This is a genomic window from Kitasatospora sp. NPDC059088, from assembly GCF_042738155.1.
Classification (GTDB): domain Bacteria; phylum Actinomycetota; class Actinomycetes; order Streptomycetales; family Streptomycetaceae; genus Kitasatospora.
The window spans coordinates 106474-128666 of sequence record NZ_JBHYGR010000005.1; the positions used below are offsets into that span (position 1 = coordinate 106474).

17 protein-coding genes and 1 tRNA gene are annotated in these 22193 nt (G+C 72.6%); 1 reads left to right on the top strand and 17 read right to left on the bottom strand.

Annotation, left to right across the window (positions count from 1 at the left end):
* Positions 1-64: 64 nt before the first annotated feature.
* From ACFWXO_RS04095 to ACFWXO_RS04165, 15 genes are all read right to left on the bottom strand, one after another.
* A complete protein-coding gene (locus ACFWXO_RS04095; RefSeq protein WP_375892979.1) occupies positions 65-1345 on the bottom strand; it encodes an MraY family glycosyltransferase in 1281 nt (426 codons plus the stop codon).
* Positions 1346-1518: 173 nt separating this feature from the next.
* Entirely contained in the window at positions 1519-2799 is a 1281-nt protein-coding gene (gene glyA / locus ACFWXO_RS04100) for a serine hydroxymethyltransferase (RefSeq protein ID WP_380522015.1), read from the bottom strand.
* Positions 2800-3090: 291 nt separating this feature from the next.
* The gene (locus ACFWXO_RS04105) at positions 3091-3732 is read right to left on the bottom strand and encodes a protein-tyrosine-phosphatase (RefSeq protein ID WP_360233710.1); all 642 of its coding nucleotides are present in this window, start codon (positions 3730-3732) and stop codon (positions 3091-3093) included.
* Positions 3733-3764: 32 nt separating this feature from the next.
* Positions 3765-4412, bottom strand: coding sequence for an L-threonylcarbamoyladenylate synthase (locus tag ACFWXO_RS04110; protein WP_375892982.1), 648 nt, complete (start codon positions 4410-4412; stop codon positions 3765-3767).
* Between the two features lie 130 nt (positions 4413-4542).
* Positions 4543-5409, bottom strand: coding sequence for a peptide chain release factor N(5)-glutamine methyltransferase (gene prmC / locus ACFWXO_RS04115; RefSeq protein ID WP_375892984.1), 867 nt, complete (start codon positions 5407-5409; stop codon positions 4543-4545).
* 63 nt (positions 5410-5472) lie between these two features.
* Complete coding sequence (gene prfA / locus ACFWXO_RS04120) at positions 5473-6549, bottom strand: peptide chain release factor 1 (RefSeq protein ID WP_375892986.1); 1077 nt, start codon at positions 6547-6549, stop codon at positions 5473-5475.
* 147 nt (positions 6550-6696) lie between these two features.
* Complete coding sequence (rpmE, locus tag ACFWXO_RS04125) at positions 6697-6918, bottom strand: 50S ribosomal protein L31 (protein WP_327680707.1); 222 nt, start codon at positions 6916-6918, stop codon at positions 6697-6699.
* A 194-nt stretch (positions 6919-7112) separates the two neighbouring features.
* Complete coding sequence (locus tag ACFWXO_RS04130; RefSeq protein WP_380522022.1) at positions 7113-8249, bottom strand: LCP family protein; 1137 nt, start codon at positions 8247-8249, stop codon at positions 7113-7115.
* Positions 8250-8388: 139 nt separating this feature from the next.
* Positions 8389-10515, bottom strand: coding sequence for a transcription termination factor Rho (gene rho, locus ACFWXO_RS04135; protein WP_375892990.1), 2127 nt, complete (start codon positions 10513-10515; stop codon positions 8389-8391).
* 577 nt (positions 10516-11092) lie between these two features.
* The gene (gene thrB, locus ACFWXO_RS04140; protein ID WP_375892992.1) at positions 11093-12031 is read right to left on the bottom strand and encodes a homoserine kinase; all 939 of its coding nucleotides are present in this window, start codon (positions 12029-12031) and stop codon (positions 11093-11095) included.
* A 365-nt stretch (positions 12032-12396) separates the two neighbouring features.
* The gene (thrC, locus tag ACFWXO_RS04145) at positions 12397-13494 is read right to left on the bottom strand and encodes a threonine synthase (protein ID WP_375892994.1); all 1098 of its coding nucleotides are present in this window, start codon (positions 13492-13494) and stop codon (positions 12397-12399) included.
* 10 nt (positions 13495-13504) lie between these two features.
* On the bottom strand, positions 13505-14797 hold the full coding sequence (locus tag ACFWXO_RS04150; protein ID WP_380522025.1) for a homoserine dehydrogenase: 1293 nt from the start codon (positions 14795-14797) through the stop codon (positions 13505-13507).
* A gap of 137 nt (positions 14798-14934) precedes the next feature.
* Positions 14935-16326, bottom strand: a complete 1392-nt coding sequence (gene lysA / locus ACFWXO_RS04155) for a diaminopimelate decarboxylase (RefSeq protein WP_375892997.1) — start codon at positions 16324-16326, stop codon at positions 14935-14937.
* Positions 16327-16414: 88 nt separating this feature from the next.
* Positions 16415-18076, bottom strand: coding sequence for an arginine--tRNA ligase (gene argS, locus ACFWXO_RS04160; protein WP_380522028.1), 1662 nt, complete (start codon positions 18074-18076; stop codon positions 16415-16417).
* Positions 18077-18160: 84 nt separating this feature from the next.
* A complete protein-coding gene (locus tag ACFWXO_RS04165) occupies positions 18161-18580 on the bottom strand; it encodes a response regulator (RefSeq protein WP_375893040.1) in 420 nt (139 codons plus the stop codon).
* Positions 18581-18761: 181 nt separating this feature from the next.
* Between ACFWXO_RS04165 and ACFWXO_RS04170 the strand changes: the two genes are divergently transcribed.
* Positions 18762-18833, top strand: a tRNA-Arg gene (locus ACFWXO_RS04170).
* A gap of 139 nt (positions 18834-18972) precedes the next feature.
* Here ACFWXO_RS04170 and ACFWXO_RS04175 read toward each other — a convergent pair.
* Both ACFWXO_RS04175 and ACFWXO_RS04180 read right to left on the bottom strand, forming a co-directional pair.
* A complete protein-coding gene (locus tag ACFWXO_RS04175) occupies positions 18973-19974 on the bottom strand; it encodes a trypsin-like serine peptidase (RefSeq protein WP_375893000.1) in 1002 nt (333 codons plus the stop codon).
* A 361-nt stretch (positions 19975-20335) separates the two neighbouring features.
* Positions 20336-21955, bottom strand: coding sequence for an MFS transporter (locus ACFWXO_RS04180; protein ID WP_380522030.1), 1620 nt, complete (start codon positions 21953-21955; stop codon positions 20336-20338).
* Positions 21956-22193: the final 238 nt, after the last annotated feature.

Here is a 22193-nt window from a genome sequence, read left to right on the forward strand (position 1 = left end):
ACACCGATGGCGCAACGAATCCGCCGTACGGGTGAGCCCATTTGACGGATCGTCAACTTCGGTGTCACCGGCGGCCGGTGGCCTTGTGGTGGTCGGCGGACGCGGAGGACCCGTGGCCCGCTTCACCCAGAAGTTGCTTGTCCTTCGCCGACAGTTCGGCCATCGGGGCGGACGACGAGCGCCGCCGGTACCGCGGCGGGACGAAGGACTGCACCGCCCGGGGCGCCCGCGGCCGGAACCGCGGCGTCAGCAGGACCACCAGGCCGACCAGGCAGAGCCCGGCGAGGGTCAGCACCACCGTGCGGCCGGTCTTGGTCACCGAGAAGGCGACCGTGCCGAAGGCGATCAGCGCGGCCCAGAAGTACATGATCAGCACGGCCCGGCTGTGCGAGTGCCCGACCTGGAGCAGCCGGTGGTGCAGGTGGCGCTTGTCGGCGGCGAACGGGGACTGGCCGGCCCAGGTGCGGCGCACCACCGCGAGCAGCAGGTCGGCCAGCGGCAGCGCGATGACCGTCAGCGGCAGCAGCAGCGGGATGTAGATCGGCACCAGGGTGTGCACGGTGGCGGTCTGCGAACCGGTCTCGCTGTTGATCAGGTCCGGGTCGACCCGGCCGGTGATCGAGATCGCGGCGACGGCCAGCATCAGGCCGAGCATCATCGAGCCGGAGTCGCCCATGAAGATCCGCGCGGGGTGCATGTTGTGCGCCAGGAAGCCCAGGCACATGCCGATCAGCAGCACGCTGAACAGCACGGCGGGGGCCGCGTCGGAGATCGTGTAGCCGTACCAGAGCCGGTAGCTGTACAGGAAGAAGGCCATCGCGGCGATGCAGACCATGCCGCCCGCCAGGCCGTCCAGCCCGTCGATGAAGTTCACCGCGTTGACCATGACGACGACCAGGGTGACCGAGATGACCATGCCCTGGGTCGGGCTCACCGCGACCGAACCGACGCCGGGCACCGGGAGGCTGATCACCGTGACGCCCTGCCAGACCATCACGCCGGCGGCGATCATCTGGCCGCCCAGCTTGACCAGGGCGTCCACGCCCCACTTGTCGTCCAGCACCCCCAGCAGGAACATGATCCCGGCGCCGGACAGCAGCGCGCGGATGTCACTGCCCCCGTTGAACACCTTGCTCAGGTTGTCCAGCTGGGAGGCGACCAGGATGCCCGCGCACAGTCCGCCGAACATCGCGATGCCGCCGAGCCGCGGAGTGGGCTCGCGGTGCACGTCGCGGGCGCGGACCGGGGGCATCGCGCCCGCCGCGATGGCGAACTTCCGGACCGGACCGGTCAACAGGTAGGTGACGGCGGCGGTGCAGAACAGCACCAGCAGATACTCACGCACCACTGGCCTCCTGCATCACTGTCGAACGGGGAGGTACCGAAGGTACTCCCCTGCCTTCCCGGGGTTCGAGGTGCGTCGCCACGGCACACACCTTATTGAGTCGGACGCCCGGGACGTGCATCGCGGTTCGCTCTCCCGGGTAGGAGATCCGAATACCTGTGGACCCGCGGGCCTCAGACTCCCCCGGCGAAGGCCGCCGCCAGCTCCCGGACCCGCGCCGCGACCGGCCCCGGGGCCTCCCCGGCGAGCAGCCGGGCGATCAGGGCGGCGATCGCGGTCAGCTCCGCCTCCCCCATCCCCTGGCTGGTCACGGTGCCCGTGCCCAGCCTGATCCCGGAGGTGTCGGCGGCCGGCGCCGGGTCGTACGGCAGTGCGCACTTGCCGAGCAGCAACCCGGCCGCCGCGCAGCGCCGTTCGGCCTCCGCGCCGGTCACGCCGAGCGGGCTGACGTCGGCGGTCACCAGGTGGGTGTCGGTACCGCCCGTCAGAGGGCGCATTCCGGCCTCTGCGAGCCCCCTGGCGAGCGCCTGCGCCCCGGACACCGCCCGCTGGGCGTACGCCCGGTAGGCGGGCGTCCCGGCCTCCGCGAGGGCAACCGCCTTGCCGGCCACCTCGTTCATCGCCGCGCCGCCCTGGCTGAACGGGAACACCGCCCGGTCGATCCGCTCGGCCAGCTCCGCGGTGGACAGCAGCAGACCGCCGCGCGGGCCGCGCAGCAGCTTGTGGGTGGCGGCCACCGTGACGTCCGCGTACGGCACCGGGGAGGGCGCCACACCGGCCGCGACCAGGCCGGTGGTCTGCGCGACGGAGGCGATCAGATAGGCGTCCACCTCGTCGGCGATCTCCCGGAAGGCCGCCCAGTCCGGGTGCCGGGGGTGGGAGATCGAGCCCGCCACGACGGCCTTCGGGCGGTGCCGCCGGGCCAGCTCGCGCACCTGGTCGAGGTCGATCAGGCCGTCGTCCGCGCGCACGCCGTAGCCGGTGAACTCGAACCAGCGGCCGGAGAAGTTGGCCCGCGAGCCGCAGCTGAGGTGGCCGCCGTGCTCCAGCGACATCGCCAGCACCCCGTCACCGGGCCGCAGCAGCGCCGCGTAGGCCGCGAGCATCGCCGAAGTCGCCGAGCGGGGCTGGACGTTGGCGTGCGGCGCGGCGAACAGCGCGCGGGCCCGGTCGATCGCCAGCAGCTCCGCGGCGTCCGCCAGCGCGCAGCCGGTGTGGTGCCGGCGGCCGGGGTAGCCCTCGGCGTACTTGTCGATCAGCGGCCCGGTCAGCGCCGCCAGCACGGCGGGCGAGGTGAGGTTCTCCCCCGCCAGCAGCTGGATCGTTTCGGCGCGCCGCTCGGACTCGGCGGCCAGCAGGTCGGCGATCTGCGGATCCGCCCGGTGCAGCGCCTCGGACGCCCACGGGCGCCCCGTCGTCGTGGTCGGGCCGGTCGCGGCATCGGTGACGGTCATGGCAGGGCTCCCGGGCGCGGCAGGGACGGTGCCCCCAGCGTAGGACCGCCGCCCCCGTACGGCCCGCCGAGAAGGGGCCGTTCGGGCCCGTTGTCCGGCGCTCGGCTCGCTCTGTTTGTCTGGCGCTCGGCTCGCCTCCGGGCCGCTCTCACCCGGTGCCGACGGTCGGCGCTCCAATGTCCCTCTCCCCCAGCCTTCGGCCGGGGGTACCCCCATCTCGGGGCCTCCTCGCTTCTCCCTTTCGGCACCGGCGCGGCCCTTCGGCTCGCTCGCGCGGCTCGCTCGGGCGCGTCAGCGCGGCGCGGGCACGCCCGTCAGCGCGGTGACCACCGGGTCGACCGCGTGGAATATCTCCTCGCCGCAGTTGCGGAACATGCCGATCGGAGCGCCGTACGGGTCGTCCACCTCGTCGGACTCCGGGGTCGCGGCCAGCAGCCAGCCGCGCAGCGCGGCGGCGGCCCGCACCAGGGCGCGGGCCCGCTCGGTGACGTCGGCGCCGCGGCGCGGGTCGGGCAGGGTGCCCGGGTCGATCGTCCGGACCAGCCGGGTGAACTCCTTCATCGTGAAGGTGCGCAGGCCCGCCTCGTGGCCCATCGAGATCACCTGGGCGCGGTGGTCCAGGGTCGCGGTCAGCACCAGGTCGGCCTCGACCACGTGCTCGTCCAGCAGCTCCCGGCCGGTGAAGCCACCGCTGTCGGCGCCGTACTCGTCGAGCACGGTCGCCGCGTGGTCCTCCATCGGCGCCCCCACGTGGCCCCAGGTGCCGGCGCTCTCCACCAGGATCCGCCCGGCCACCCGGGGACTCAGCCGGGTGTCCAGCTCACGCCGGGTGAGCCGCTCGGCTATCGGCGAGCGGCAGATGTTCCCCGTACAGACGAACAGGATCCGGAAGTGGTCCAGCGGCCTGGGACCCACGCTCAGGTACGGCGCTATGCCGGGCCCGTCATGGAGCGAGGCGGTGGGTGTCAACTTCCGGCCTCCAGGTCGGGGACGACCTCCCTCAGCTGCTCGATGCTGATCGCCCCGGCCCGCAGGAGCACGGGCACCTTGCCGGTCACGTCGACGATGGACGAGGCGGTGGCGTGGTCGGCCCTGCCGCCGTCCAGGTAGACCGAGATCGCGTCGCCCAGCTGGGCCTGCGCCTCGTCACAGGTCGCCGGGGACGGGCCGCCGGTCTTGTTGGCGCTGGAGACCGCGAGCGGGCCCGTGCTGTTCAGCAGCTCGATGGCGACCGGGTGCAACGGCATCCGGACCGCGACGGTGCCGCGGGTCTCGCCGAGGTCCCAGCGCAGCGAGGGCTGGTGCTTGGCGACCAGGGTGAGGCCGCCGGGCCAGAACGCGTCGACCAGTTCCCAGGCCTGCTCGGAGAAGTCGGTGACCAGGCCGTGCAGGGTGGTCGGCGAGCCGACCAGGACGGGCGAGGGCATGTTGCGGCCACGGCCCTTGGCGGCCAGCAGCTCGCCGACGGCCTCCGGGGAGAAGGCGTCCGCACCGACCCCGTACAGGGTGTCGGTGGGCAGCACGACGAGTTCGCCGCGGCGGATGGCCGATGCGGCCTCCCGCAGGCCGGTGGCGCGGTCCCCGGCGTCGGCACAGTCGTAGCGGCGGCTCATCGGTGCGGTCCCCTTCCGGAAAGGCTCATGACGTTCACGGCGAGCTTCACAGCGCGGCCCTGCGGGCGGTCGTGCTGTGCTCGATCGTTCACAACCCGACCCTTCGGGCGGTTGTGCTGTGCTCGATCGTTCACAACCCGACCCTTCGGGCGGTTGTGAAGCGCGGTCGGTTGTTCAGGTCGCGGTGGTCGGCGGTGTCCGTCCACCCGCGTTCCTCGTTGAAGATCCACGGCACCTGGCCGCCCTGCTGGTCGGCGTGCTCGATCACCACCGCGCCGCCCGGGCGCAGCAGCCGGGCGGCCACCCGCTCGATGCCGCGGATGGTGTCCAGGCCGTCCTCGCCGGAGAACAGGGACATCTGCGGGTCGTGGTCGCGGGCCTCCGGCGCGACGTACTCCCACTCGGTGAGCGGGATGTACGGCGGGTTGGAGATCACCAGGTCGAAGCGGCCGTCCCAGGAGCGGTCGTCCTCGAAGGCCTTGGTGGCGTCACCGGCGTGCAGGGTGACCCGGGCGCGGTCCGGGCTGGCCTCGATGTTGCGCCGGGTGTACTCCAGCGCCCCCTCGTCCAGCTCGAAGGCGTGCACGGTCGAGCGCGGCAGCTCCTGGGCCAGGGCGAGCGCGATGGCGCCGGAGCCGGAGCACAGGTCGACCACCAGCGGCTCGGCGACGTCCATGTCGCGCACGGCGTCTATGGCCCACTCGACGACCGTCTCGGTCTCCGGCCGGGGCACGAACACCCCGGGGCCGACCGCCAGTTCGAGGTAGCGGAAGAACGCCCGCCCGGTGATGTGCTGCAGCGGCTCGCGGGCCTCGCGGCGCGAGACCGCCTCCCAGTAGCGGGCGTCGAAGTCGGCGTCCTGCACGGTGTGCAGCTGGCTGCGCTTGACGTTGTGGACGTAGGCGGCGAGTTCCTCCGCGTCGAAGCGCGGCGACGGCACGCCGGCCGCGGCCAACCGCTGGGTGGCCTGGGCCACCTCGGCGAGCAGCAGGTTCATCCGTACGACCTCATGTTTCTGCGCTCCGGCTCCGGTCTTGCGTCGGGCCGGGGCGCGCCGGTCTCAGTTCTCTTGGGCCGCGGCGAGCTTGGCCGCCGCGTCCTTGTCGACACAGGACTGGATCACGGCGTTCAGGTCGCCGTCCAGGACCTGGTCCAGGTTGTACGACTTGAACCCCGTGCGGTGGTCCGAGATGCGGTTCTCCGGGTAGTTGTACGTCCGGATCCGCTCGGAGCGGTCCACCGTGCGGACCTGGCTGCGACGCGCGTCCGAGGCCTCCCGCTCGGCCTCCTCCTGCGCGGCGGCCAGCAGCCGCGAACGCAGGATGCGCATCGCCTGCTCCTTGTTCTGCAGCTGGCTCTTCTCGTTCTGGCAGGACGCCACGATACCGGTCGGCAGGTGGGTGATCCGGACCGCCGAGTCGGTGGTGTTGACCGACTGGCCGCCGGGGCCGGAGGAGCGGTAGACGTCGATCCGCAGGTCGTTCGCGACGATCTCGACCTCGACCTCCTCCGCCTCGGGGGTGACCAGCACGCCCGCCGCGGAGGTGTGGATGCGGCCCTGCGACTCGGTGGCGGGGACGCGCTGCACGCGGTGCACGCCGCCCTCGTACTTCAACCGGGCCCAGACGCCCTGGCCGGGCTCGCTGTTGCCCTTGGTCTTCACGGCGACCGAGACGTCCTTGTAGCCGCCGAGGTCGGACTCGTTGGAGTCGATGATCTCGGTCTTCCAGCCGATCCGCTCGGCGTAGCGCAGGTACATCCGGAGCAGGTCGCCGGCGAACAGCGCGGACTCCTCGCCGCCCTCACCCGCCTTGATCTCCAGGATGACGTCCTTGTCGTCGCTCGGGTCGCGCGGGACGAGCAGCAGCCGCAGTTCCTCGGTCAGCTCGTCGCGGCGCGCCTCGGACTCCTTCACCTCGGAGAGGAACTCCGGCTCCTCGGCGGCGAGTTCGCGCGCGGCCTCGATGTCCTCGCCGGCCTGCTTCCACTGCCGGTAGACCCGGGTGATCGGGGTCAGCTCGGCGTACCGCTTGGCCAGCTTGCGGGCGTTGTTCTGGTCCGCGTGGACGGACGGGTCGGCCAGCCTCGTTTCGAGGTCGGCGTGCTCGACGAGGAGCTCTTCGACTGCCTCGAACATGGGGTGGCCTTCTTCCCGGTGACTCGGATCGTGCGGAGGGCGGAACGGGGCGGAGCTGTGCGGTACGCGCTGGGACGCGAACGGCGCCGGCCCCCAGCGCCCCCGACAACGAGTACGGGGGCACCGGGAACCGGCGCCGAGGGAGCGCTAGGCCTTCGCGCTGTGCTGCTTGCCGAAGCGGGCCTCGAAGCGGGCCACGCGGCCGCCGGTGTCGAGGATCTTCTGCTTGCCGGTGTAGAACGGGTGGCACTGCGAGCAGACCTCGGCGCGGATCACGCCACTGGTCTCGGTCGAGCGGGTGGTGAACTCGGCGCCGCAGGTGCAGGTCACGTTGGTGACCACGTACTCCGGGTGAACGTTGGGCTTCAAGGGGTTCTCCTAGTTTTCGGGAGGGCACCGGGTCGGCGACTGGAGTGCCGCACGTGAACCGGGACCGACGGACCAGTCTGCCAGGACCGGCCGCATCTTCCCAAACCGGGGCCCGCCGCGGCTTATTCCGGGGGACATTCCGGACGCTTCGCACCGGCCTCCCGGAGGGTGGCGCAGGCGCGCGGGCCGGCGGCTCAGCGGACGGCGGAGGCCTTCGCGGTGGGCTGCACGGACGACTTCACGGACGGCCCGGCGGCGCCCGCCGCCGGGGCCGTGGGGGCCGCCTGGGCGGGGTTCTCCGGCTGGGCCGAGACGACCGCCTGCGGGAGGGGCTGGTCGGCCTTGAGCGCCGCCCAGACGTTCCCGGCCTGCGGCTGCTGCTCGACCACCCGGTTGGGGTCGCTGGGCGCGGTCACCACCGGCAGGGTGACCATGGACAGCTGGTCCGGCCCGATCCCCTTGAGCTCCTGCACCAGCCCGACCAGGGAGTTCACCGAACCGAGCGCGGAGTCGGTGGTGACGCTCTTGGTCATGGTGTCGCCGATCGACCACAGCTTGACCGGGTTGGAGAACAGTCCGATCCCGCCGGCCTGCTGGAGCAGCGACTTGACCATCTGCTTCTGCAGCTCGATCCGGCCGAGGTCGCTGCCGTCGCCGACGCCGTGCCGGGTGCGCACGAAGGCCAGCGCCTGCTGCCCGTCCAGGTGGTGCTCGCCGGCCGGCAGGTCGAGCCCGCTGTCCTTGTCGTGGATGGCCACCGTGGTGGTCACGGTGGCCCCGCCTATCGCGTCCACGACCCGGGCGAAGCCGGCGAAGTCCACCTGGAGGTAGTGGTCCATCCGCAGCCCGGTGAGCTGCTCGGTGGTCTTGACGGCGCAGGTCGCGCCGCCCGCCTCGAAGGCGCTGTTGTACATCGCGCGCTTGGCCGCCGGGACGGCCTTGCCGGCGCCGTCGGTGCACTGCGGGCGGTCGACCAGGGTGTCGCGCGGGATCGAGACGATCGAGGCCCTGGAGTGGTCCTGGTAGACGTGGACCACCATCGCGGTGTCGGACCGGGCGGAGTCGCCGGTGTCCCCGCCGGCCAGGTCGCCGTTCTCGCCGACCCGCGAGTCGGAGCCCAGCACCAGGATGTTGAAGGAGCCGTCGGTGGCGGCCGGGGGCCGCGCCTCGCCGAGGCGGGAGTCGATGTCGACGCTCTTGATGTTGCCGTTGAGCTTCAGGTACGCGTACGCCCCCGCGCCGCCGCCGGCGACGACGAGCGCGGCGACCGCGCAGGCGGACCACCGCAGGACCTTGCGGCGGCGACTCGGGACCCTCTTGTGCTCGGCCATACGGTCCAGAGTAAATCGGACAAGAAGATCAAATAGTCCCAAGCTGTCCCAACTCTGGAACAAAGCGGCCCTGAACGCACGGAACCCCGGACCGCTCGCGCGATCCGGGGTTCCGTGCTGCAGCGGAGTCCGCCTACGGTCAGTCGCCCGAACCGGGGGTGGTCTTGGCGATCTGCATCAGGAACTCGGCGTTGCTCTTGGTCTGCTTCATCTTGTCCAGGAGCAGCTCGATCGCCTGCTGCGAGTCGAGCGCGTGCAGCACCCGGCGCAGCTTCCAGACGATGGCCAGCTCCTCGCTGCCGAGCAGGATCTCCTCCTTGCGGGTGCTGGAGGCGTCCACGTCGACGGCCGGGAAGATGCGCTTGTCCGAGAGCTTCCGGTCGAGCTTGAGCTCCATGTTGCCGGTGCCCTTGAACTCCTCGAAGATCACCTCGTCCATCCGCGAACCGGTCTCGACCAGCGCGGTGGCCAGGATGGTCAGCGAGCCGCCGTTCTCGATGTTGCGCGCGGCACCGAAGAACTTCTTCGGCGGGTACAGCGCGGTCGAGTCGACACCACCGGACAGGATGCGGCCGGAGGCCGGCGCCGCCAGGTTGTAGGCGCGGCCCAGGCGGGTGATCGAGTCCAGCAGGATGACCACGTCGTGGCCCAGCTCGACCAGGCGCTTGGCGCGCTCGATGGCCAGCTCGGCGACGGTGGTGTGGTCCTCGGCCGGGCGGTCGAAGGTCGAGGAGATGACCTCGCCCTTGACCGACCGCTGCATGTCGGTGACCTCTTCCGGACGCTCGTCGACCAGGACGACCATCAGGTGGCACTCGGGGTTGTTGTGGGTGATCGCGTTGGCGACCGCCTGGAGCACCATGGTCTTGCCGGTCTTCGGCGGCGCGACGATCAGACCGCGCTGGCCCTTGCCGATCGGCGACACCAGGTCGATGATCCGGGTGGTCAGCACGCCCGGGTCGGTCTCCAGGCGCAGCCGCTCCTGCGGGTACAGCGGGGTGAGCTTGTTGAACTCGGGGCGGCCGCGGCCGGTCTCCGGGTCCATGCCGTTGACGGAGTCCAGCCGCACCATGGCGTTGAACTTCTCGCGGCGCTCGCCCTCGCGCGGCTGGCGCACGGCACCGGTGATGGCGTCACCCTTGCGCAGGCCGTTCTTGCGGACCTGGGCGAGCGAGACGTAGACGTCGTTCTGGCCCGGCAGGTAGCCGGAGGTGCGCACGAAGGCGTAGTTGTCGAGGATGTCGAGGATGCCCGCGACCGGGATCAGGACGTCGTCGTCGCCGATCTGCGTGTCGACCGCCGGACCGGCCTCGAAGCCGTCACGGCCGCGACGGCCCCGACGGTCGCGGTAACGGCCCCGACGGCCGCGACGGCCGTCGCCGAACTCGTCGTCGTCGTAGCCGCCCTGCTGGACCTGCGGCTGCTGGGCCTGCTGGCCCTGGCCGCCCTCGCGGCGCTGCTGGCCGTCGCCCTGGGCCTGCTGCTGGCCCTGCTGGCCCTGGCGGTCGGTGCGCTCGCGGCGGTTGCGGCGGTCGCGACGCGACTCGCGGCCGTCGGCGTCCTGCCCGGCCTGGGCCTCGCCGGCGTCCTGACGCTCGGTGCGCTCGGTGCGCTCCGTACGCTCGGTGCGCTCGCCGCCGTCCCGGCGGTCACGGCGCTCGCGGCGGTCGCGACGGGTCTCGCGACCCTCCTCGCGGCCCTCGAAGGCGCGGGTCTCGGCCGGACGGTCGGCCTGCTTGGGCTCGGCCACGGCGACGGTGGCGGCCTCGGCGACGGCCTCCGCGGCCGCGACGGGCGCGGTCGGGGCGCCGGCGGCCGAGGTGGCGCGGCGGCGGGTGCGCTCGGCACGGGCCGGCGCGGCGGTCTCGGCGGCGGCCTGGACCGGGATCTCGATCTGGGCCTGCGGCTCGGCGGCCGGGGCCGCGGCAGCGGCTGCGGCGGCCTTGGTGCGGCGGGCCGGCTTCTCGGCCGGGGCCTCGGCGTCCGCCTTGGCGGCGGTGCGCTTGGCGGCCGGGGCGCCACCGGCGGCGAGCAGCGGGTCCCCGCCGCTCTTCTCCTTGATGGTCTCGATCAGCTGGCTCTTGCGCATGCGTCCGGTACCGGTGATGCCCAGGTCCGCGGCGAGCTTCTGCAGCTCGGCGAGGACCATGCCGTCCAGGCCAGCGGCGGCACTGCGGCGGCGGCGAGCCGGGGCAGCGGGGGCGGCGGTCGCGTCCGACGCTTCGGCGTCCGGGCGCGCGCCCATCAGATCGGTGGAGTCGCTCACTAAGGGTCCTTCCCTGGAGCGGACGTCGGCCTGTCTGGCTCGGCGACCGGTTGTGCTGTCCTGACCAACGCTCGACTGCGTCGGTCCGAGGCGGTGATCCCTCGAATGGCGGGAGCCCGTCGAGGGAGAGCTGCGAGGTGCGGTGCGTGAAGCACGGTGGTGCTGAGGTGGCGCGTGGGCCGGTCGTGTGTCGACCTCCCCAGAGGGCGTTGCGCCCACGCTGCCTGCGAATCCCGGGCCCCCGTCGCGTGACGGTGGCCCGCGCTCCGCCCGTCCTGGCCCCTAGTGGGAGGCCGCGGGTGGGAGTCAGGTGCCGTCACGGCTTCGGGATGCGACCGCTTGTCGCGCAGGCAGGCTGCGTACGCGCTGCGGTGGGCTCCCGGAGAATCGTCGCCCCGGACCTCGCGGCGGTTCCACGGCAGTGGAACGCTGGGATCGGGACGCGGCGCACCTAGCCCCGGAGGGCACCTGGTGCAGCAATGAGGTTAACACTACCGACCCCCTCAGACATTCCCCGACCTCGAGCTTGCCAATCGTGTCCGGACGGCCCGGCTCTGCACCGGGCCGAACCGGCAGCTCAGACGCCCAGTGGGAGCACGGTGGCCCCGGTGCGGTCGACGTCGAGCCGGTGCGCGGCGAACGCCGGGTCGCCGCCGTGGCCGTGGTGCCCGGCGAAGGAGAGCACCTTGTCGACGCCCGCCTCGTCGGTGAGCGCCAGCACGGTCGGGCCGGCCCCGGAGATGACCGCGGGGACGCCCTCCGCGCGCAGCGCGCCGACCAGCGCGGCGCTGTCCGGCATGGCGGAGGAGCGGTAGTCCTGGTGCAGCCGGTCCTCGGTGGCGGCGAGGAGCAGTTCGGGGCGCCTGGTCAGGGCCTCCACCAGCAGGCCGGAGCGGCCCGCGTTGACGGCGGCGTCGGCCAGCGGGACGGTCTTGGGCAGCAGGCCGCGGGCGGTCTCGGTGAGCACCTCGCCGGCCGGCACGAACACCACCGGGACGACCTGCGCGGAGGGCTCCAGGGCGACCGCCTTGGCCGACTCCTCGTCGGTCCAGGCGATGGTGAAGTTGCCGCGCAGGCAGGCCGCGACGTTGTCCGGGTGGCCCTCCAGCTCGGAGGCGAGGGCCAGCAGCGCGTCGTCGTCCAGCGCGGACGGGCCGCCGATGGTGACGGCGCGGGCGGCCACGATCCCGGCGCAGATGGCGGCCGAGGAGGAGCCCAGGCCACGGCCGTGCGGTATCCGGTTGGCACAGACCACTTCGAGGCCGCGCGGCTGGCCGCCGAGCCGGTCGAAGGCGGCCCGCATCGAGCGGACCAGCAGGTGGCGCTCGTCCCGCGGCAGCGTCTGCGCGCCCTCGCCGGCGATGTCGACGGAGAGGCCGGAGTCGGAGACCCGGACGACGACGTCGTCGTACAGGCCCAGCGCGAGCCCGAAGGCATCGAAGCCCGGGCCGAGGTTGGCGCTGGTCGCGGGAACCCGGACCCGGACGGCGGCGGCACGGAACGCAGGACCGGCCATGCGGTGGACTCTCCTGGGGAAATCGGGCGGCGCGGAGCGCGTCGTCGGTGCGAGGTGGGGAAAGGGCCGCGGCCTCTCGGGCCTGGCGGTCGCTGTCGTCGGCGCGGCCCGTACCAGGACGGGCCCGGGGCATGTGCCACACGGCCGGTCCCAGAGTATCGAAGAGAGGTTCCCCAGTGGTACACCCCGTGGGCCTTCGATCTGGTGTGTTGCCGGTTCTGGCCGGAATGCGCACCCCCCGCGGTCAGGGAGTGGGGTGGAATCGGATCGGAATGCGCAGCGGAATTGACACAAAAGTGTCACCGGAGAACTGTGACGGGCCGACCCCCGAAAGGGTCGGCCCGTCGAACTGTCAGGCCCCGCCGTCAGTCCAGCAGTCCGAGCCGCTGGGCCGCGGCCTCCGGGTCGACCGGGACGACCTGCGGCTGCGGCGCGCCGGCCACCGCCCAGTCCGGGTCCTTGAGGCCGTTGCCGGTCACCGTGCAGACGATCCGCTGGCCCGGGTCGACCAGGCCGGCCTCCGCCTTGGCCAGCAGGCCGGCCACCGAGGCGGCCGAGGCGGGCTCCACGAAGACGCCCTCCTGCGCGGCCAACAGCCGGTAGGCGGCGAGGATCTGACGATCCGTCACCTTGTCGATGAGGCCGCCGGACTCGTCCCGCGCGGCGAGCGCGAAGTCCCAGGAGGCCGGGTTGCCGATCCGGATCGCGGTGGCGATGGTCTGCGGCTTGAGGACGGGCGCGCCGTCCACGATCGGGGCCGAGCCGGCGGCCTGGAAGCCCCACATCCGCGGGGTGCGGGCGGCCATCCCGTCGGCGGCGTACTCCCGGTAGCCCTTCCAGTAGGCGGTGATGTTGCCCGCGTTGCCGACCGGCAGGACGTGGATGTCCGGGGCGTCGCCGAGCATGTCGACGATCTCGAAGGCCGCCGTCTTCTGGCCCTCGATCCGCACCGGGTTCACCGAGTTGACCAGCGCCACCGGGTACTTCTCGGACAGTTCACGGGCGAGCGTCAGGCAGTCGTCGAAGTTCCCGTCGACCTGGAGGATCTTGGCGCCGTGCACCAGCGCCTGGCCCATCTTGCCCAGGGCGATCTTGCCCTGCGGGACGAGCACGGCGGAGACCATCCCGGCCCGCACCGCGTAGGCGGCGGCGGAGGCCGAGGTGTTGCCGGTGGAGGCGCAGATGACGGCCTGGGCGCCCTCCTCCTTGGCCTTGGAGATGGCCATCGTCATCCCGCGGTCCTTGAAGGAACCGGTCGGGTTGGCGCCCTCGACCTTGAGGTAGACCTCGCAGCCGGTGCGCTCGGAGAGCACCTGGGCCGGTACCAGGGGCGTGCCGCCCTCCAGCAGGGTGACCACCGGGGTGGCCGCGGTGACCGGCAGGCGGTCCCGGTACTCCTCGATCAGGCCGCGCCACTGGTGGGTGTGCGCGCCTCGGACGACGTTCTCGGCAACGGCGTTCATGGCTGGTTCCTTATTCCCCTTCGACCCGCATGATGCTGGCCACGTCCCGCACGCTGTCCAGCGCGCGGAGCTTGTCGACCGTCGCCGACAGCGCGGCGTCGGTGGCACGGTGGGTGACCACGACGAGCGAGGCGTCGCCGTCGCGGCCCTGCTGGCGCACGGTGTCGATGGAGACGCCGTGCTCGGCGAAGACGGACGCGACCTGGGCGAGCACGCCCGCCCGGTCGTCCACGTCCAGGCTGACGTGGTAGCGGGTGACCACCTCGTCCATCGGCTTGGCGGGCAGCTGCGTGTACACGGAGTCACCGGGACCGGTGGACCCGGCCAGCTTGTTGCGGCAGACCGCGACCAGGTCGCCGAGCACCGCGGAGGCGGTCGGCGAGCCGCCCGCGCCCGGGCCGTAGAACATCAGCCGGCCGGCCGCCTCGGCCTCGACGAACACCGCGTTGTACGCCTCGCGGACGGACGCCAGCGGGTGCGAGAGCGGGATCATCGCCGGGTGGACCCGCGCGGTGACGGACGCGCCGTCGGCGGCCCGCTCGCAGATCGCCAGCAGCTTGACCACGCAGCCCATCGCCTTGGCGGAGGCGATGTCGGCGGCGGTCACCTCGGTGATGCCCTCGCGGTAGACGTCCGCCGCGGTGACCTCGGTGTGGAACGCGATCCCGGCCAGGATGGCGGCCTTGGCGGCGGCGTCGAAGCCCTCGACGTCGGCCGTCGGGTCCGCCTCGGCGTAGCCGAGCGCGGTGGCCTCCTCCAGCGCCTCCGAGTAGCCGGCGCCGGTGGTGTCCATCTTGTCGAGGATGAAGTTGGTGGTGCCGTTGACGATGCCCAGCACCCGGTTGACCTTGTCCCCCGCGAGGGACTCGCGCAGCGGGCGCAGCAGCGGGATCGCGCCCGCCACCGCGGCCTCGTAGTACAGGTCCACGCCGGCCGCGGCGGCCGCCGCGTGCAGCTCGGTGCCGTCCTTGGCGAGCAGCGCCTTGTTGGCGCTGACCACCGAGGCGCCCTTCGCGAAGGCGGACAGGATCAGCGATTTGGACGGCTCGATGCCGCCCACCACCTCGACCACGACGTCGATGTCGCCGCGGCCCACCAGGGCCTCGGCGTCGGTGGTGATCAGGTGCTCGGGCACCCCGGGGCGCACCCGGCCGGCCCGGCGGACCGCGATCCCGGCGAGCTCGACCGGGGCACCGATGCGAGCGGCGAGGTCGTCGGCCGTCGTCGTCATGATGCGCGCCACCTCGGAGCCCACCACACCACAACCCAGCAACGCCACCTTCAGCGGGCGCGTACGCATCATCCGACTCCGCTCTGCATTCTTCGTGCTTCGGTATTTCCGGCGGTTTTCAGGGGCCGCCGGTCACTTCGGTCCGTACCAGTCTCGGGGACTTTCCGCACGGATCTACGGTCGTTCCATGATCTGAGACGAGAATTTCGTCATCCGATATCCAGGCGCAGGAGATCCTCCTCCGTCTCGCGCCGGACGATCACCCGGGCCGCGCCGTCCTTGACGGCGAGCACCGGAGGCCTGAGGGCGTGGTTGTAGTTGCTCGCCATCGAGCGGCAGTAGGCGCCGGTGGCGGGCACCGCGATCAGGTCGCCCGCGGCCAGGTCGGACGGCAGGAAGGCGTCCCGGACGACGATGTCGCCGGACTCGCAGTGCTTTCCGACCACCCGCACCAGCATCGGCTCGGCGTCGCTGGTGCGCGACACCAGCGCCACCGAGTACTCGGCGTCGTACAGCGCGGTGCGGATGTTGTCGGACATCCCGCCGTCCACGCTGACGTAGGTGCGCAGGCCCTCCAGCGGCTTGACCGTGCCGACCTCGTACAGCGTGAACGCCGTCGGGCCGACGATCGCCCGGCCCGGCTCCACGCTCAGCCGGGGGGCGTTCAGGTCGGCGGCGGCGCACTCCCGGCGGACGATCTCGGCCAGCGCGGCGGCGATCTCGGCCGGCTCGCGCGGGTCGTCCTCGCTGGTGTAGGCGATGCCCAGGCCGCCGCCCAGGTCGATCTCGGGCAGCTCGACGCCGTGCTCGTCGCGGATCCCGGCCAGCAGGCCGACCACCCGGCGGGCGGCGACCTCGAAGCCCGCCATATCGAAGATCTGCGAGCCGATGTGCGAGTGGATGCCGCGCAGCTCCAGGCTGTCGTGGCCGAGCACCCGGCGCACCGCCTCGGCGGCCGCTCCCCCGGTGAGGGACAGGCCGAACTTCTGGTCCTCGTGTGCCGTGGCGATGAACTCGTGGGTGTGCGCCTCGACGCCGACGGTGATCCGGATCAGCACCTGCTGGCGCACGCCCTGGCGGGCGGCGATCGCGGCCAGCCGCTCGATCTCCTCGTAGGAGTCGACCACGATGTGCCCGACGCCGGTCTTCACGGCGTGCTCCAGCTCGTCCACCGACTTGTTGTTGCCGTGCAGCGCGATCCGCTCCGCCGGCATCCCGGCGGCCAGCGCCACCGCCAACTCCCCGGCGCTGCACACGTCGAGGTTGAGGCCCTCCTCGTGCAGCCAGCGCACGACCGCCTTGGAGAGGAAGGCCTTGCCGGCGTAGTAGACGTCCGCGTCGGCGCCGAAGGCGTCCCGCCAGGCGCGGGCCCGGCTGCGGAAGTCCTCCTCGTCCAGCACGTAGGCCGGGGTGCCGAACTCGGCCGCCAGCCGCTTGACGTCGATCCCGCCGACGGTGGCCACGCCCTCGGCGTCGCGGGCGACGGTGCGCGACCAGACCTTGGGGTCGAGCGCGTTCAGATCGGCCGGCGGGGCCTGGTAGTGGCCCTCGGGCAGGACATCGCCGTGACGGGGGCCTGCGGGGTGTGCGGAGCGACTCATGTCCAAAGTCCTTCGAGACCTATGGCGAGGGGCGGCGACGGTCCTCGTTGACCGTCAGCCGCCCCCGCTGTGCGCTTGGGGGTGGTGCTTACATCCGCTCGGGCGCCGTCACGCCCAGGAGCGTGAGGCCGTTGGCGAGCACGGTGCGCGTCGCCTCGACCAGCCAGAGGCGGGCCCGGTGCGTGTCGTTGAGCTCCTCGTCGCCCTTGGGCAGGAACATGCAGTTCTCGTACAGGCGGTGGTACTTGCCCGCGAGCTTCTCCAGGTAGACGGCGACGCGGTGCGGCTCGCGCAGCTCGCCGGCCGTGGCCAGCACGCGCGGGAACTCGGCGAGGTGGCCGAGCACGTCGGACTCCCACTCGGTGGCGAGCAGCTCGGGTTTGAACTGCTCGGCCGTGCCCTTGTCCACGCCCAGCTCGGCCGCCTTGCGGGCGACACCGCACATCCGGGTGTGGGCGTACTGGACGTAGTAGACCGGGTTCTCGTTGGTCTGGCTGGTCAGGATGTTGATGTCGAGCGTGATCGTCGAGTCCGTGGAGGAGCGCGCCAGGGTGTAGCGGGCGGCGTCGACGCCGATCCAGTCGACCACGTCGTCGATCGTGATGATGTTGCCGGCCCGCTTGGACATGCGGACCTCTTCGCCGTCGCGAAGCATCTTCACGAACTGGCCGATCTTCACCTCGATGTTGTGGTTCATGTCGTCGCCCGCGCAGGCCGCGATGGCCTTGAGGCGGTTGACGTAGCCGTGGTGGTCGGCGCCCAGCATGTAGAGCGCGACCTCGGCGCCGCGGTCCCGCTTGGACAGGTAGTACGCGGCGTCGGCGGCGAAGTAGGTCTTGTCGCCGTCGGCCTTGATCAGGACGCGGTCCTTGTCGTCACCGAAGTCGGTGGTGCGCAGGAAGACCGCGCCGTCCTGGTCGAAGACGTGGCCCTGCTCGCGCAGCCGCTCGATGGCCTTCTCGACGGCGCCCGAGTCGTGCAGCGTCTTCTCCGAGAACCACACGTCGAAGTGGGTGCCGAACTCGTCCATCGAGCGCTTGATCTCGGCGACCATGAGCTTGAGGCCCTCGGTGCGGAAGACCTCCAGCTGCTCGGCCTCGGGCAGGTCGAGCACGCCCGGGACCGCCTCGGTGAGCGCCTTGGCGATGTCGACGATGTACTCGCCGACGTAGCCGCCCTCGGGCACCTCGCGGCCGTTCGCGGCGGCCTGGAGCGAGGCGGCGAACTTGCTGATCTGCACGCCGGCGTCGTTGAGGTAGTACTCGGTGGTGACGTCGGCGCCGGAGGCCCGCAGCACGCGCGCCAGCGAGTCGCCGACGGCGGCCCAGCGGACGCCGCCGATGTGGATCGGGCCGGTCGGGTTGGCGGAGACGAACTCCAGGTTGATCTTGAGGCCCTTGAGGGCCTCGTTGCGGCCGTAGGCCTCGCCCGCCTCGACGACGGTGCGGGCGAGCGCACCGGCGGTGGCGGTGTCCAGGGTGATGTTCAGGAAGCCCGGACCGGCGATGTCGACCTTGGCGACGCCGGTGATCCCTCGCAGGCGCTCGGCCAGGGCCTCGGCAACGGCTCGCGGCGGCTTGCCGGCCGCCTTGGCGAGCTGGAGGGCCACGTTCGTCGCGTAGTCGCCGTGGTCCCGGTTCTTGGGCCGCTCGACCGTCACGTGCTCGGGCACGGCGACGGCCAGCTCGCCCGCCTCGACGGCGGAGCTCACTGCGGCCTGGATTGCCTGGGAAAGGTCTGCGGGGGTCACGACGCCAAGCGTAGGCGAGACGGGGTACCCGCCCGCCACCCGGTTTGCCGGTTGAGACGCCGCGGGACGGCGCCCCCTGGGGTGTCAGCCGCGATCCGCACGCCCTGTTCGCTCAGGGCGAAACCCGGCGGGCCGTTCCGCGGCCGGCATCAGGCGCCGGACCAGGGCCACCAGGTCGGCGGGGTCGAAGGGCTTGCCGAGGTAGCCGTCCACCCCGACCGCCTCCCCCAGATCGAGGTCCGCCGGGGTGCAGGCGCTCACGATCGCGATCGGCAGCCCGCTGGTGTCCGGGGTCGCGCGCAGCCGGGCCGCCGTCCGCAGGCCGTCCAGCCGAGGCATCACCACGTCCAGCGTCACCACATCGGGCTTCACCCGGCGGACGACCTCCAGGCACTCGGCGCCGTCGGCGGCGGTCACCACCTCGAAGCCCTCGAGCTCCAGGTTGACCCTGATCAGCTGGCGGATCACCTCGCTGTCGTCCACCACGAGGACCCGCCCGGACACGACCGACACCTCACCGAGGGTATCGGCGGCCCCGCCGCCCCGTCCGGCCTTTGGACACTTCCGCCCGCCGGGCGGCCGCCCGGCGCCCCGACGATCTTTCCGGAAACCCGTGCACGGACCCTGCTGGAAGCCTGGTAGTGTTCATCCCGTCGGAACGCGCGAGTGACCGACAGGCCAACCGGCCCCCGTAGCTCAGGGGATAGAGCACCGCCCTCCGGAGGCGGGTGCGTAGGTTCGAATCCTACCGGGGGCACTTCGCAGGAAGTGCAATCGAGGCCCAGATCAGTGGAGTTGATCCACGGATCTGGGCCTTCGTCATGTCCGGGCGCGGACGCCCGGGACGGGGTGCCGACGGGCCCGGGCCCCGGGGGGAGGGGCCCGGACCCGTCGGGTCAGGGGGCGCTGCCCTCGACCTGGGTGTACAGGGTCGCGATGGTGTGGTCGAAGTAGGCGCTGTACGAGGTGTCGTCGCTGTCGCCGCCCTGCTGGTAGCCGCCGATCGCGCCGACCACGTCCCCGGTCGCGGTGTTGATCCAGGGGCCGCCGCTGGTGCCGGACGGGTACGCCGGGCAGTCGATCACCCGCTGGTAGGCGCTCTGCTGGGCGGTGGTGTTGGTGCAGAGGCTGGGCGTCTCGGCGCCGGCCGGGTAGCCGTAGAGGCGGACGGTCGCGCCGAAGGACTCGTCGGTGCCGAGCTTGTTGCCGCCGACCACGTCCTCGACGTTGCGGCCGTTGCTGGGGGCGGTCTCCAGGATCGCGAAGTCCTCGTCCACGTCGCCGTTCTGGGACCAGCCGCTCGCCGTGTGGACCGCCGTCACCTGCCAGGTGCCGTACGGCGCGGAGCCGTCCCGGTAGCCGGGGGCGAAGGTCACCCCGCCGGGGCTGCTGACGCAGTGCGCGGCGGTCAGCAGCAGGTTGCCGGTGGCGCTGTGCAGCACGCTGGCGGTGCAGAAGTGGTTGCCGGGCCCGACCGGGCCGCTGAACAGCGCGCCGACGGTGGAGGACTCCCGGTCGTCGGCGGGGGCGGCGGCGGTCCTGCCGAGCGCGGCGCTGCGCACGTCGGGTGCGGCGGACGTGGTCGGGGCGGGGGCCGTCGGGGTGTCCGTGGCGGTCGGCGTCCCGGTGGGCGTCGGGGTGTCCGTCGGGGTCGGGGTCGCGCTCGGGGTGGTGTCCGCGGCCGGGCCGGGCGAGGCCGGCGCCGCGGTGGCGGTGGCCGGCTCCGGGACGACGGCCCGGGTGCTGCGGGCCACCTTCCCGGCGGCCGTCGCGTCGGACAGGCTGAACCCGTGCGTCCCGGCCAGCACGGCGGCCACCACGAGGGCCGCCAGCGCGGTGAACAGCGAGGGGGCGAGCAGACGGTGACGGCGCGACCTCTCGCGGCTGTGCTGGCCCATTCCTGACTCCCCTGCCCTGGTCGGTGGCGCCTCGTTCGGTCAATGACTATGGCGCCCCAGCCTGGAAGCCTCGTTACCGTCGGCTTGGAGCTCGATGAGAAAAGCGCCCACCGGAGCAGGAGCGTAACCGGAACGGGCCCTGCGATGAAGGCGGTGGACGTCGAAGACCGTGGACGTCGAAGGGCGGTGGACCTCGCGGCACGGCGGCGGGCGCGCCCGCCCCGCCCCCGGGGCGGGGGCGGCCCGTCTCATTGCTATCACCACACTGGGGGGGGGCCCGCCCCGCCCGCGGGCCCCCCCCCGCCCCCCCGGGGGTGGGGGGGGGCGGGGGGGCCGCGGGGGTTGCGGTGCGCCGCCGCGGTCAGTCGGCCGGCGGCCGGTCGGACCCCGCCTCCGCGCGGACCTCCGCCGCCGGCTTCACGTTGGCCTTCACGTCGGCCATCGCCGCGGCGCGCGGGCTCGGCCGGCCGTCCACGGCAGCCGGTGCGGCGGCCGCCGCCTCCACGCCGCCCGGGACGGCGGTCGCCTCGGCGGGCGCCGGCCGGTGGTCGATCATCAGGAAGGCGACCAGGGCGGCCAGCAGCAGCACGCCCATCGCGACCCAGGTCGCGACCACGTAGCCGTGCACCGCACCCTGGGCCCGCACCAGCGGATCGCTCGTGATCCGGGTGGCCAGGTACGTCGCGGTGGCGCTGGCGGCGATCGTGTTCAGCAGCGCCGTGCCGAGCGAACCGCCCACCTGCTGGGCCGAGTTGATGGTGGCCGAGGCCGCACCGGCCTCGTGCGGGGCGACCCCGAGGGTGGCCAGGCTCATCGCCGGCATGAACACCAGGCCCATGCCGAAGCCGATCAGCAGCACCGAGGGCAGCACCATGGCGGCCCACGGGCTGTCCACCTTCATCTGGGTCAGCCAGGCCATGCCGCCCGCGGCCAGCAGCAGCCCGGGGGTGATCAGGTTCCGGGACGGCACCCGGGTCATCAGCCGGGCCGCGACGCCGGTCGAGCTCAGGATGATGGCCGCCGTCATGGGCAGGAAGGAGACGCCCGAGACCACCGGCGAGAAGTGCTTGATGGCCTGCATGTAGTAGGTCAGGAACAGGAACAGGCCGAACATGCCGACCATGGCCAGGCCCACCGAGAGGGCGCCGCCGCCGCGGTTGCGCTCGGCCACGATGTGGATCGGCAGCAGCGGGTGCGCGGAGCGCTTCTCGACCAGGACGAACACCCCGAGCAGCGCCACGCCCAGCAGCAGCGAGCCGATCACCAGACCGTCGCTCCAGCCCCGGGTGACGGCCTCGGAGGTGCCGAACACGATGGCCAGCAGGCCGCCGCAGCCGAGCAGCGCCCCGGGCAGGTCCAGCTTGATCCGGCGGCCCTTCTCGACGTGGTCGCGGTGGAGCACCCGGAAGGCCGCGAAGGCGGTCACCACGGCGATCGGGGTGTTCACGAACAGGCACCAGCGCCAGTCCAGGTACTCGGTGAGCAGCCCGCCGGCGATGAAGCCGATCGCGGCGCCGCCACCGGCGATCGCGCCGAAGATGCCGAAGGCCGTACTGCGTTCCTTCGGATCGGAGAAGGTGGTGGAGAGCAGGCCCAGCGCGGACGGGGCGAGCAGGGCGCCGAACGCGCCCTGGAGGGCGCGGGCGCCGAACAGCATGGCCGGGTCGACCGCCGCGCCGCCGAGGGCGGAGGCGAGGGCGAAGCCCAGCAGGCCGACGATGAACACGCGCTTGCGGCCGAAGAGGTCGCCCAGCCGGCCGCCGAGCAGCAGCAGGCCGCCGAAGGCGAGGGTGTAGGCGGTGATCACCCATTGCCGGTTCGCGTCGGTGATGCCCAGGTCCCGTTGGGCCGACGGCAGCGCGATGTTCACGATGGTGATGTCGAGGACGATCATGAGCTGGGCGATGGCGATGACCGTCAGCGCCCACCAGCGGCGACTGTCGGCGGTCCCATGACCGATGGCGGCGGGTTGAGCAGACACTGGTCGAGCCTTCCGGAGGGGGTACGGAGAGGTCACGCAGTCGCCTTCCAGCCAAACGCCGACCTCGGCGAATGGCAAGGAAAAACCTCACCAAATCGACCTTTGTCGGACAAAAGGACCAGGACCCCGGGGGGCCGCCCCCCCGCCCCGCCGGCGGGCCCACCCCCACGCCCCCGCCCCGCCCGCCCCGGCCCCCCCCCCCCGCCTCCGGCGCCCGCCCACTGCCCCAGCCACGCCG